Origin of the sequence: Streptomyces sp. XY006 (assembly GCF_002237655.1) — a bacterium.
GTDB lineage: Bacteria > Actinomycetota > Actinomycetes > Streptomycetales > Streptomycetaceae > Streptomyces > Streptomyces levis.
The window spans coordinates 16979-28737 of the sequence record NZ_NOKT01000019.1 but is presented as its reverse complement, the minus strand read 5'-3'; the positions used below and the strand labels follow the sequence as shown (position 1 = coordinate 28737).

At 65.1% G+C, this 11759-nt stretch carries 8 protein-coding genes; 5 read left to right on the top strand and 3 right to left on the bottom strand.

From position 1 onward, the window contains the following. Positions 1-14: 14 nt before the first annotated feature. Positions 15-707: a hypothetical protein gene (locus CHR28_RS22315; RefSeq protein ID WP_256984339.1), complete on the bottom strand. Its 693-nt coding sequence runs from the start codon at positions 705-707 to the stop codon at positions 15-17. Positions 708-945: 238 nt separating this feature from the next. Here CHR28_RS22315 and CHR28_RS22310 point away from each other — a divergent pair, with 238 nt between their 5' ends. The 4 genes from CHR28_RS22310 to CHR28_RS22295 all read left to right on the top strand — a co-directional run bounded on the left by CHR28_RS22310 (position 946) and on the right by CHR28_RS22295 (position 8674). Continuing rightward, positions 946-4521, top strand: coding sequence for a DEAD/DEAH box helicase family protein (locus CHR28_RS22310; protein ID WP_179272525.1), 3576 nt, complete (start codon positions 946-948; stop codon positions 4519-4521). Further along, on the top strand, positions 4518-6017 hold the full coding sequence (locus tag CHR28_RS22305) for a restriction endonuclease subunit S (RefSeq protein ID WP_094055456.1): 1500 nt from the start codon (positions 4518-4520) through the stop codon (positions 6015-6017). The genes CHR28_RS22310 and CHR28_RS22305 overlap by 4 nt, the downstream gene beginning before the upstream one ends. Continuing rightward, positions 6014-7597, top strand: a complete 1584-nt coding sequence (locus CHR28_RS22300; RefSeq protein WP_256984338.1) for a class I SAM-dependent DNA methyltransferase — start codon at positions 6014-6016, stop codon at positions 7595-7597. The genes CHR28_RS22305 and CHR28_RS22300 overlap by 4 nt, the downstream gene beginning before the upstream one ends. Positions 7598-7744: 147 nt before the next feature. After that, on the top strand, positions 7745-8674 hold the full coding sequence (locus tag CHR28_RS22295; protein ID WP_218829475.1) for a DUF2510 domain-containing protein: 930 nt from the start codon (positions 7745-7747) through the stop codon (positions 8672-8674). Positions 8675-8805: 131 nt separating this feature from the next. Here CHR28_RS22295 and CHR28_RS22290 read toward each other — a convergent pair whose 3' ends face one another. After that, a complete protein-coding gene (locus tag CHR28_RS22290; RefSeq protein ID WP_143655869.1) occupies positions 8806-9096 on the bottom strand; it encodes a hypothetical protein in 291 nt (96 codons plus the stop codon). A 338-nt stretch (positions 9097-9434) separates the two neighbouring features. Here CHR28_RS22290 and CHR28_RS22285 point away from each other — a divergent pair, with 338 nt between their 5' ends. Then, positions 9435-10349, top strand: a complete 915-nt coding sequence (locus tag CHR28_RS22285; protein WP_094055453.1) for a phosphotransferase enzyme family protein — start codon at positions 9435-9437, stop codon at positions 10347-10349. A 3-nt stretch (positions 10350-10352) separates the two neighbouring features. Here the strand turns inward: CHR28_RS22285 and CHR28_RS22280 are convergent, their stop codons facing one another. Further along, on the bottom strand, positions 10353-11729 hold the full coding sequence (locus tag CHR28_RS22280) for a sporulation protein (protein WP_094055452.1): 1377 nt from the start codon (positions 11727-11729) through the stop codon (positions 10353-10355). Positions 11730-11759: the final 30 nt, after the last annotated feature.

Below are 11759 nucleotides of genomic sequence, written 5' to 3'. Positions count from 1 at the left end.
TCAGCGCTCACCAATTACGCGTCTGTGTCGTCGTCGGCTTCGGTAGCCGATGGATCGACGAACACCGCCAGGTAGCGGAACTCACTGCCTGCTCCGCCCTGCTCGGAGTACATCTCCCATTCGAGGGGGTAGGTGCCTTGCAGACTGCATGTGTTCGGTTCGTAGGTCCCCTCGGCCCAGAGCAGAGTCCCGGCGAGTTCCCGTCCCTGGTGTATCCGGAAGGCATGATCCCGAGTACGCCGGCGGCTGGGACCCGGCGGGGTCCACAAGGACGCCTCGTTGGTCAGGATGAGGGCAAGGCCGTTCTGGCCGGGCTGACGACAGAAGCGCTCCAGCCTCGCTATGTCCCGAACAAAGTGCAGGCGGGCGAGGTCAGTGGCGCCATGCGCCTTCAAGGCGTAGTCCTCGACCGGAACGCCGGCCTTGCCTGTCCAAGCTCGGGTGAAGTACTTGAATTCGATCGCAGTGCGGTCCCCAGGGCCGAGGCACTGAAGGTCTAGGTACTCGGTCCTGCCCAACCCGCGCTGCGGCACCTCGAGCCTGGAGTGCACATCTGGCGCCAACTCACAGAGCACCCGGGCGAAACTGTGCTGAAGGTCAGCCTCGGAGTGGAAGACCGGCCTGTGCCGACACAACTTCGCCATGACGTCGTCGAGTGAGACCCGGCCAGCAATGATTCTCTTGCGGTCTATCGGTGTCGTGGTCACGGCGCCATTGAAATCGCCCTGCGTCTCAACTCTCAAGCCCTATGGGCCCCATGTGACCCATTGGAAGGGCTCGTAGGTGTGCCGTGGCATGCAGGGGCGCCGTTGGATCGGGATGGCCCCCGGGGCAGGCGCCCGCTCATGCAGAGTCGTCAAGACTTGCGGATGGGCCCAAGTAGTGGAATCCTGAAAGGCTTTGATCATCAAGCGCGGCCCTGGGGGGAGCTACATGATGGCGTCGATGGCCAACGCCGGACAGGACGATGAAAAGAAGGTCGCCTGGCTGGCGGCACGTTCGTCCAACTTCGGTCACCTGATCGGGTACGAGCCCTTGCTGGTGACGCTCGGCTGTGCCGCGGAGTCATACGTCCACACCGATCCCCACGCCGCCATGGTGAAGGCCCGTCTCTATGGCGAGGTCATGACCCGGCACTTGGTCACGCTTCTCGGCATCACCGTGCCGGGGCCCCGGCAGGTGGACCGGATCAACGCCCTCACCAGGGCGGGCGTCCTTGTCCCGCAGGTGCGGGCCTGGTTCGAGGCGATCCGCACCACGGGCAACCGGGCCGTCCACGAGTACTACGCCAACGTCCGTGAAGCACTTCAGTCCGTGGAGATGTGCTTCCGTCTCGGCGACTGGCTGCACCGTTCCCTCGACCAGTCCGACACCACCCACCGGGTCTTCCTTGCGCCCGCGCCGCCCTCCGCCGCGCCCGCGCCCGCGACCATCGCCGACCAGCACGAGCTGGAGCAGTTGCGCGCCGAGCTTGACGCCTACCGCCGTCGGCTGGAGGAGGCCCGGCTCCGTTACGACGGCAAGCAGAGCCGCCTGGAGCGCGAGCGGGCCGCCCGCGAGCAGGCCGAGGCGGAACTGGCCCGTGCGGAGGCCGAGCGGGCCGCGCTGCACGACCTGATCGCCGAACTGAGTGAGAAGATCACCGAACTGACGACTCCGGCCCTGGAGTCCCGTTCGGCCGCTCGCCCGCTGGACGGGGCCTCCCAGCGTGACGAGTTCATCGCGCACGCCCAGAAGGCCGCCCGTCCGCCCATGAGCGAGGCACAGGTACGTGCCGAGCTCGACTGCATCCTGGAGAAGGCGGGCTGGACTGTCCAGGACGAGAAGGCCAAGAACCTCTTCGCGGGCCGTGGCGTCGCCGTCCGGGAGGTCTCCACTGCCGTCGGCCGCGCCGACTACCTTCTCTACGTCGACCAGCGACTGGTCGGCGTCATAGAGGCCAAGCGGGAGGGCGCCGACCTGGAGGCCGCTATGCAGCAGGCCGCCCGCTACGCCACCGGGCTTACCCGCAGCCAGCAGCTCAGCGCCTGGCGCGCCAGCCTGCCCTTTCGGTACGTCGCCGACGGCAACACCGTCCGCTTCCACAATGACCTCGACCCCTCGCCGCGTACCCGTGACGTCTTCGCCGTGCACCGCCCGGACACGATCGCGCGCTGGGTCGAGGAGGCCGACGCCGATCCCGCTGCACCGACCCTGCGGTCCCGGATGCGCCGTCTGCCGCAGACCTTTCTCGATCCGGAGGATCTGCGCCCGGCCCAGGTGACGGCGATCAAGGGTTTGGAGCGGTCCCTGGCCAAGGACGACCCCCGTGCCCTGATCCAGATGGCGACCGGCGCTGGCAAGACCTACACCGTGGTCAGCGAAAGCTACCGGCTACTCAAGCACGCCAGCGCCAAGCGCGTCCTCTTCCTTGTCGACCGCAACAACCTCGGCAGCCAGGCTGCCACCGAGTTCGAGAACTTTGACACCCCGGACGACGGCCGCAAGTTCACCGAGCTGTACGTCGTGCAGCGCCTCGCGGGCGACACCGTCCTCGGCTCCGCGCACGTCGTGGTGTCCACGGTGCAGCGGCTGTGGCTAGCCCTGACGGGCCAGGCGGTGCCGAGCGCCGACGACGACAACGAGGCCCTGGACCGCTACGACCTCGTCGACGAGCCCGTGACGGTCAGTTACAACCCGGCCCTGCCACCGGAGTCCTTCGATCTGATCGTCGTCGACGAGTGCCACCGCTCCATCTACGGCAAGTGGCGCGCGGTCCTGGAGTACTTCGACGCCCACCTGGTCGGCCTCACCGCCACCCCGGTCAAGCAGACCTTCGGCTTCTTCTTCCAGAACCTGGTGAGCGAGTACCCCTACGAGCAGGCCGTCGCCGACGGCGTCAACGTCGACTTCGACGTCTTCCGCATCCGTACGGAACTGGGCGAGAACGGCAGCACGATCCCCGCCGAGACGGTCGTGCCGATGCGAGAGCGGAAGACCCGGAGGGAGCGTTACCAGGAGCTTGAGGAGGACCTGGAGTGGAAGGCGTCCCAGCTGGGCCGCCAGGTCATCAGCAAGGGGCAGCTGAAACTCGTCATTGAGACCTTCCGCAAGCACCTGTTCACCGACATCTTCCCGCCGGTCGGGGAGGGCGACGTACAGCGGGCTCGCACGCATGTGCCTAAGACCCTGATCTTCGCTGTGGACGACAACCACGCCGACGAGATCGTCCAGACCGTGCGGCAGGTCTTCGGCGAGGGTGACGACTTCTGCATGAAGATCACACACGCGGCGAAGCGGCCGGCGGAACTGATCAAGGCATTCCGCAACAGCCCGGAGCTGCGGATCGCGGTCACCGTGGACATGATCGCTACCGGGACCGACATCCCGCCACTGGAGTGCGTGTTCTTCCTGCGGGACGTCAAGAGCTGGGCCTACTTCGAGCAGATGAAGGGGCGCGGTTCGCGCACCGTGGACCCGGCGGAGTTCCAGGCGGTCACGCCGGACGCCGAGGTCAAGGAACGGTTCGTGATCGTCGACGCGGTCGGCGTCACGGACTCGCCCCGCGTGGACGCGCGCCCGCTCAACCGCGTCTCCGAGCGGAAGATCCCGCTGGAGCGGCTGATGGCCAAGACGGCCGGTCTGGCAATGACGGAGGACGAGGTCGCCACCCTGGCTGGCCGCCTCGCCCGCCTCGACCGGCAGCTCACCCCCGAGGAGCGCGAGGAGGTCGAGGAGCTGGCCGGGCAGCCGCTCCGGGAGATCGTCGGCGGCCTGGTCCGCTCCGTTGACCCCGACCAGCAGGAGCGGGCCCGGCGCATCGGCGGCGAGAAGCAGGTCCGGCAGGACATGCTCGACGCGCTGAAGCCGATCGCCTCCAACGGCGAGCTGCGCGACCGCCTGCTGTCGATGCGCCGCGCCCACGACATCGTCATCGACGAGGTCAGCGTGGACGAGGTGAAGGAGGCGCGCGGCATCACGGCGGAGGAGCTGGCCATCCGCCGCGTGTCGTCCTGGCAGCAGTACCTAAAGGACCACCGTGACGAGATCGCCGCGCTCAGCCTCGCCTTCGGCGAGCGACGCGACCCGAAGGAGGTCTACCGGCGCCTGCGCGACCTGGCACGGAAGATCGAACGCCCCCCGTTCCAGTGGACCCCGGCCCGGCTTTACGACGCTTACGTGCAGCTGGGCAAGGCGTCCCGGCACCCGCGAGGAGCGGCCGGCGTGGTGGACCTGATCGGCCTGCTCCGCTTCGAGTTGGGGCTGGACCAGGAGGTACGGCCGTATCGGGCGCTGGTCGAGGAACGGTACGCGGCCTGGCGGGCCCGGCAGGAGCAGGCGGGGGCGGTGTTCACCCCGGACCAGGCGTGGTGGCTCGACAGGATCGTCGACGTGATAGCGACGGATGCGGCGATCGAGCCCGAGCACCTGAAGGACGTACCCTTCATCGAGCGCGGGGGCGTGGACGGATTCCTGCGGGACTTCGGGGCCGACCGGGGGGCTGAAATTCTAAACGAATTGGGACGGGAGTTGGGCGCGTGAGCGAGGGCGGTATTCATTCGGGGGCTCCGAAGGGGTGGGTCCGGGTTCGGCTGGATGAGGTCGCTGAGGTGCGGCTCGGTCGACAGCGGTCGCCCAAGAATCACTCCGGCACGCAAATGCGGCCGTATCTGCGGGCTGCGAATGTGGACTGGAATGGGCTCAAGCTTGACGACGTGAAGGAAATGAACTTCACGGATGACGAGGTTGCTGTCTACGGTTTGAAGAAGGGGGACATCGTACTGAGTGAGGCATCTGGTAGCGCCTCCGAGGTCGGTAAGCCCGCTATCTGGAACGATCAAATCCCCAACTGCTGCTTGCAGAACACGCTGATCAGGGTCCGGAGCTACGGTGTCGATCCGCAGTATCTGCTGCATTTTTTGCGCAGCGAGGCGATGCGCGGAGCCTTCGTTGAACACTCACGCGGCGTGGGCATCCACCACATCGGAGCCGCGAGGCTTGCGGCATGGCAGGTGCCGGTGCCTCCGCTGAAGGAGCAGCGGCGCATCGTTGCCGCGCTCGAAGAGCAACTGTCGCGGCTCGACGCGGCAGCAGGTAGTGCTGCCCAGGTGCGCAGTAAATTGTTGGCGTACAAGGCGAGTCGCGAACGTGAGATTGTGCCGTCCCCGCAAGCTGGTGCGGCAGAGCAGCCGCTTCCAGGCGAATGGCAAATGGTGCGGCTCAGTGACATCTCGCACTCATCCGGTTACGGCACATCCACGAAGTGCGGTTACGATGGCGCAGGCGGCGCAGTTTTGCGTATTCCCAATATTCAGAGTGGAACCATCAACACCGCAGACCTGAAGTATGCGCTGGAAGCAGACCTTGACCTAGACGCGTACAAGGTAAGTGCTGGGGACTTGCTCGTTGTTCGTACAAACGGAAGCAGAGACCTGATCGGACGCGTGGCGGTATCGCGTGAGGATACTGACTACGCCTTTGCATCTTATTTGATCCGCTTTAAGATCAAGACGGATGATGCTTTCCCTGATTGGGTTTCCAGGATTCTTTCCACCCGCCCTTGGCGGCAGCTCATCGAGTCAGCAGCGGCTTCAACAGCGGGACAGTACAACCTCAACTTGAAGAAGTTGGGCTCGCTGCCGATTCCGTTGCCCCCGCTTGAAGAACAGCGTTCGCTCACTGTCGCGCTGGATGAGATCGACGCATCAGTTCGGCGCCTTACCAGTGCAGTCGACGACGCTTCGCTGAAAGGCGAGGCCCTCCGCCGCACTCTCCTTGCCGAAGCATTCGCCGGCCGCCTCATCCCCCAGGACCCCGCCGACGAGCCCGCCGACGCCCTGCTCGACCGCATCCGCGCCGAGCGTGAGGCGGCCGGAGCGACCAAGTCCCGGCGCCGAAGCCCTCGCCGGACGCCCGCCCAGCGCAAGCGCACGCCGGACACCGCACCCGTACCGGACGCACCTCCGCCGCCCCCGGCCGACGCTCCCGCCCTCGCCACCGCCACCCAGCCCACCCTTGACCTGGAGATCCCCTCGTGACCACCACCGAGGCCCGTCGGCTCGTCGACAAGCTCTGGAGCTACTGCCACGTCCTGCGTGACGACGGCGTATCCACCATCGACTACGTCGAGCAGTTGACGCTTCTCGTGTTCCTCAAGATGGCGCACGAGGCACAGTCCCGCCCCCCGATGTTTCGCGAGCAGATCATGCCCGAGGGCTCGGTCTGGGAGGGCCGTGGCTGGCCCGAGCTGCTGAAGAACGACGGTGCCGCCCTCGAAACCGCCTACGCCGAACTCCTCGAAGACCTCGGCAACCAGCGCAAGGACACCACCTTCCACCTGATCTTCAACGGGGCCCGTAACCGCATCCACGACCCCGCCAAGCTCAAGCGCTTGGTCAAGGACCTGATCGACAAGGAGAGCTGGTCGGGTCAGAAGACCGACATCAAGGGCGACGCCTACGAGGAACTGCTGTCCCGTGGCGCGGAGGACATCAAGTCCGGCGCGGGCCAGTACTTCACCCCGCGGGCGCTGATCCAGGCCGTCATCGACTGCGTCCGTCCGACCCCAGACGACACGATCACCGACCCCGCCTGCGGAACCGGCGGCTTCCTGCTGGCCGCCGCCGAGTACATCCTCCACGAGTACGGCAACCAGCTCACCCCCGAGCAGCGCAAGCACCTCAGTAGCGGCGGCATCTGGGGCACTGAGCTGGTCCGGAACACTGCGCGCCTCGCCGCGATGAACCTCTTCCTGCACGGTATCGGCCACCCCACCGGACCGGCCCTGGTCCGCACCCGGGACGCCCTCGCCGCCCCGCCAGACAAGCGCGCGAGTCTGGTGCTGGCCAACCCGCCCTTCGGCAAGAAGTCGTCCATCACCGTCTACGGCGACGACGGTTCCGCCGCCCGCGAGGCGATCGCCTACGAGCGCCGCGACTTCTGGGTCACCACGACCAACAAACAGCTCAACTTCGTGCAGCACATCGCCTCGCTGCTGGAGATCCACGGCCGCGCTGCGGTCGTCGTCCCCGACAATGTCCTTTTCGAGGGCGGCGCGGGCGAGACCATCCGCCGGCGCCTGCTGAACGAGTACGACGTCCACACCCTGCTCCGCCTGCCCACCGGCATCTTCTACGCGGGCGGCGTCAAGGCCAACGTGCTGTTCTTCGAGCGCAAGCCGGCCCGCCCGAACCAACCGTGGACGGAGAAGCTGTGGGTTTACGACTTCCGTACGGCCCAGCACTTCACGCTCAAGCAGAACCCGCTCACGCGGGCCCACCTCGAAGACTTCGTACAGTGCTTCCAGCCTGACGACCGCTCCAAGCGGGTGGAGTCAGAACGCTTCAAGGCGTTCACGTACGAGGAACTGGTCGCCCGCGACAAGGCGAACCTCGACATCACCTGGCTCCGTGACCCGAGCCTCGACGACGCCGACAACCTCCCCGCGCCGGAGATCCTGGCTGCCGAGATCGTCGAAGACCTCCAGGCCGCCCTGGAGGAGTTCGCTGCAATTGCAGACACGCTCCAACAGGTGCGGAGTAACGGAATGCCTGTACCGAACGCATCCGGAGACCCGAACCTGACTCACACTCCTCCCTCCGAGGGGCCGACCAATTAGTGCCCAATGTCGTTCCAGTGGCTTAGGCATGCTCCCCGATCTCCTCGGGGGGGGGCGAAGGGGCTGACGGCGACGAGGTGGCCTCACCTCGACTATGGCGTTACTGACGCAACATGGAAAGAACTCACAGCACTCTTGGGGCGCCACATGTCTCATACCGACAACGAGAACATTGAGGGGCCCGGCCCCAGCCACGAGGACCGAACGACCAAAGCCGCTCCCGCAAGCTCAGGGCGGCGAATGGCTAGAAAAAAGGTCTGGATTACATATCCAGACGAAGCCCAGCTTGGGCGATCAAGAGACGATGATGGAGCACAGAGCCCAAATCTTTATGTTCCTGGATCGAAAGGGGTCAAGGGGCAGGTCAAGATTTATGACGTGAATGAACCCTCCATAGTCACCCAGATTGCCACTGACGTGCTTTCTCATGTCATTGAGAGGGCTGTTGACAGGGCCATCGATGAGGTTCGGCTGCACGCCAAGAGTTGGTGGAACGATAGAAAGTCGAAGCGGAAGAGTGCCGCCCCATCGAAATCGAGGGTAAGGGGGTTGTTCGAACCGGCCCCGGCGGCACCGGCTGGCTGGTACGTCGACAGATTCGATGCGACACAGCTGCGCTACTGGGATGGGGTCGCGTGGACCAACCGCTTCGCGCCGACACGTAGAACTGCGGCCACGCCCGCGCCGGTAGCAACGACTTCCCACGCGCCAGCAACGCAGCCGCTCGAAGAGTCCAGAATCATTATGAGCAGCGCAGAGTGGCAGGAGCTTGTCCTTGCGTGGCTGAAGGCTGGGGCAATCGGGGAAGAGTTGTGGAGGCGCATATCCACTGCTTGCATCAAAGATGCTGACGCTGCGACTCTGGAATCTCAGCGTGAGATGGAGAAGCTCACGGCTCGGCAAGGTGCGGATCGAATCAGGTTGATGCTGGAATCAAATTCTTCTTTGCGTGACGAAGGTGCACTAGCGGAGTTCATGAAGCTCTTTGGTAGCGGTCGAAACGCTGATTTCGAGGATGCGCGGTTGCGAAACGCGGCGATGAAAGAGGCGCCACGCTTGACTGAGGGTGAGTTATAGCAACGGCTACTCTCAGGTGAGGTTGACGACCAGGGTCTCGGAATAGTCGCTATGTGGCTGATGTGCGCGCTCTGGGAGACGCCCACGAAAAGTGATGCCAGCGATGGCCTGGGCCGATACAGCGTAGGGTTTCAATCAAGATCGACGCCCAAGATTTCCGCGAGGCGGGAAAGCCCCTCAATGGACCGTTCCATGTGTTCAGGGATGATTCTGTCTCGCGCTTCTTTGGGGAGGTGCTGGTCCGCCTCCTGCATGAGCGTGGCGTACTCCTGAAAAACTTGCACGCAAAGATTCGTGAGCTGCGCCGCCTGACGGCGAGTCGGATCGTCCGCGTTGAGGTCCGCCTCAAACAGCGCCAAGGCATCTTCCAGGACGGAGTGGCGATTGGGTGCCAGTGCACCGGGCGTTGGTCGGTCATCCACAGACCCAGTCTGACGAATCGCACAGTGAACAGGGAAGCCTGTTGGGCTCCCCGATTCACTACATGCCTGTGTCAGACGCGTGCCAGATCGGGCGCGGAGCCACAGGGAAGAGTGGGGACCAGGCAGCTAGTCAGACAGACCTCTTCGCCGTTCCACCGCAGGTCAACCCAATAGTCGGCCGTGGAGGACCCAAGCTTCCTTCCCAGGTTGATAGCTCCCGCTCTCGCTGAGCCACCGTGCCCCTGGGTACCGTCGTGGTCGTGTGTCTGGTGCGCGCCGGGTTGGTCACCCATAGCCGTGCCGGTTGATCGCGTGCGACTAGGGGAGCTGGTACGGGCATGGCGGTTGACGCTGCTCGATCGGAAGAGGGGTTCACGTCGGCCATGGCTACGCGGGTGATGAGTGCCGCGTGCCGGGCTGCGGGGCTTGACGATAGAGGCGCTGAGCTGATCCGGTTGGGAGAGAACGCGCTGTTCCGACTGGCCACGGCGCCCGTGATCGTTAGAGTGGCTAGGGGCGAACCGTGGTTGCCGAAGGCTCGTGTCGAGGTGGCTGTAGCCAGATGGCTAGCTGCAGAGGGGTTCCCGGCGTCCCGACTCATTGACGGCCTGGAACAGCCCTTGCTGATCGACGGCCACCCGGTGACCTTCTGGCGCCTCATCGTGGAGGGCGACCGCAAGGCCACCTACGGTGAACTGGGCGGCCTCCTCAGGGACCTGCACTCCATGAGCGTGCCCGCGGGCCTTGAGCTGCCTGCCTTCGACCCCTTCGACAAGCAAGAGCTGCGGATCAGCAAGGCGCCGATCTCTGAAGATGACCGGGTCTTCCTCCGCAAGCGCTGGCAGGAGTTGCGTGGTCAGTTCGAGGAGTTGAGGTTCGAGACTCCGAAGGGACCGGTGCACGGTGATGCCCACGTGCAGAACCTGATGGTGAACGATCGGGATGAGGTGATCCTGATCGACTTCGAGGCCTTCTGCTTCGATCACCCTGAGTGGGACTTGATGGTCACGGCGGTCGAGCATCACAGCCTTGGGTGGCAAAGCGATGAGCAGTACGGCGACTTTGTCAGGGCGTACGGGCGGGACCTGTACGACTGGCACGGCTACGACACGCTCCGGCGGCTTCAGGAGTTCGGCATGACGACTTGGCTTATGCAGAACGTGCAGGAGAACGAGGAGACGGCGGCCGAGTACCGTCGGCGCATCGCCGGCTTGCGCAACGACGATGCGCCGCGTGATTGGCGTCCCTGGTAGCTGCTACTCGTCCTCGTCGTCCAGGCGGGCAAGAGCTTCGCTCACTTGCTCGTTGAAGGCAACGACGGTGGGGTGAGTGGCGTGTGCGCTGACCTCGGCCTGGAAGTCGGTGACGTAGCGCTGGAAGCGGGAGGACTGGAGGGAGTCGCCGCCGTCCACGGCCAGGCTCGCGGTGGTGACGGCGGCTTCCAGTTCGCCGTTCAGTAGCTGGCTCTGGGCGAGGACCATGCGGCAGAAGCCCAGCGTGCGGGCGTACTGCGGATCGGTGCTGTCGACGGCGCGCTGTGCGTGCTCGACTGCTTCCCGGCGCATCTTGAGGTCTCGGAAGCAGTGGCAGAACTCGCCCAAGAGTTCAGCGTCGTCGAAGTAGCTCAGCCATGCCGGGTCGTCGGCGCTGTCGGCCCGCTCGAAGTGTCCTTCTGCTTGCTTCATCGCCTCGGCTGCCCCTGGCCGGTCGCCGGCGTTGGAGAGGGCGCGGGCTTCCATGGCCCAGTAGTTGGCCATGGCTCGGGGGGTGGCGCGGCCTTTGGCGCCCTCGACGGCTGCGCGGGCAAGCTGGATGGCTTGGGTGTGGTTGTCCAGGTAGTTGGCCTGATGACTCAGGTTGCCCAGGATGCGCGACCCGAACATGCGGTCATCGATGACCTGGGACAGCCGCAGTGTGGACGTGAGGTAGCGGTGGGCAAGTCGGTGGTTGCCGACGTCGTAGGCGGTCCATGCGAGCAACTGGGAGACCTCGGCGGCGGCCCCGAACAGTGCCATGCCCACCTTCTCGCTGTAGCTCGCGTTCAGCAGGGGAAGGACCTCGTGGCGGAAGTAGTGGCGTAATGCCTTGTGACCGTGGCCGCCGCCGTACTTGAAGTCGAGTTGCATGAACATCGAGGCGGCATCCCTGATCGCGCGGACGTCGCGCATGCCGACTCGCTGGTGTGCGGGCCTGTCGGCTTGGACGCCGTCGGGTCGGGCGATCATCCAGGACAGGACGGCGGAGCTGAGGTCGGTGTCCGCAATGTTCAGTGGGTCTGAGGCGGTGACGTCGGCGCGCTCCTGGGCAAGGTCGTCCAGCATCGACAGGGCCTCGGGGACGGTGCTTGGGTAGCCGATCGGCTCTGGGGTCGTGGGCCGGGTTTGGTCGAAGAAGCCAAGATCACCCGGCGTGACACGGCGGTCCAGCTTGGTGCTCAGAACCTCGGCCATGATCACTGCTGTCTCCGGCTTGATGCCGGCGCCGTCTCGCCAGCGCTGCACAGCGATGTGTGTGGTTCCGAGACTGGTCCCTCGCCGGGCGGCCGCGTCTTTCATCCGCTTGGCCAGTCCCTTGTTGGAGACCTTCGCTTCGTCCATGACCGCGATCAACTGGGCGTTCGGTTCTCGGCTCATGCTCCCCTGCCAACCCGAGAATTACGGCGA

Coding starts and splice junctions, on each gene's coding strand:
- CHR28_RS22310 (WP_179272525.1), top strand. CDS start 946: ATGGCCAACGCCGGACAGGACGATGAAAAGAAGGTCGCCTGGCTGGCG.
- CHR28_RS22295 (WP_218829475.1), top strand. CDS start 7,745: ATGTCTCATACCGACAACGAGAACATTGAGGGGCCCGGCCCCAGCCAC.
- CHR28_RS22285 (WP_094055453.1), top strand. CDS start 9,435: ATGGCGGTTGACGCTGCTCGATCGGAAGAGGGGTTCACGTCGGCCATG.
- CHR28_RS22280 (WP_094055452.1), bottom strand. CDS start 11,729: ATGAGCCGAGAACCGAACGCCCAGTTGATCGCGGTCATGGACGAAGCG.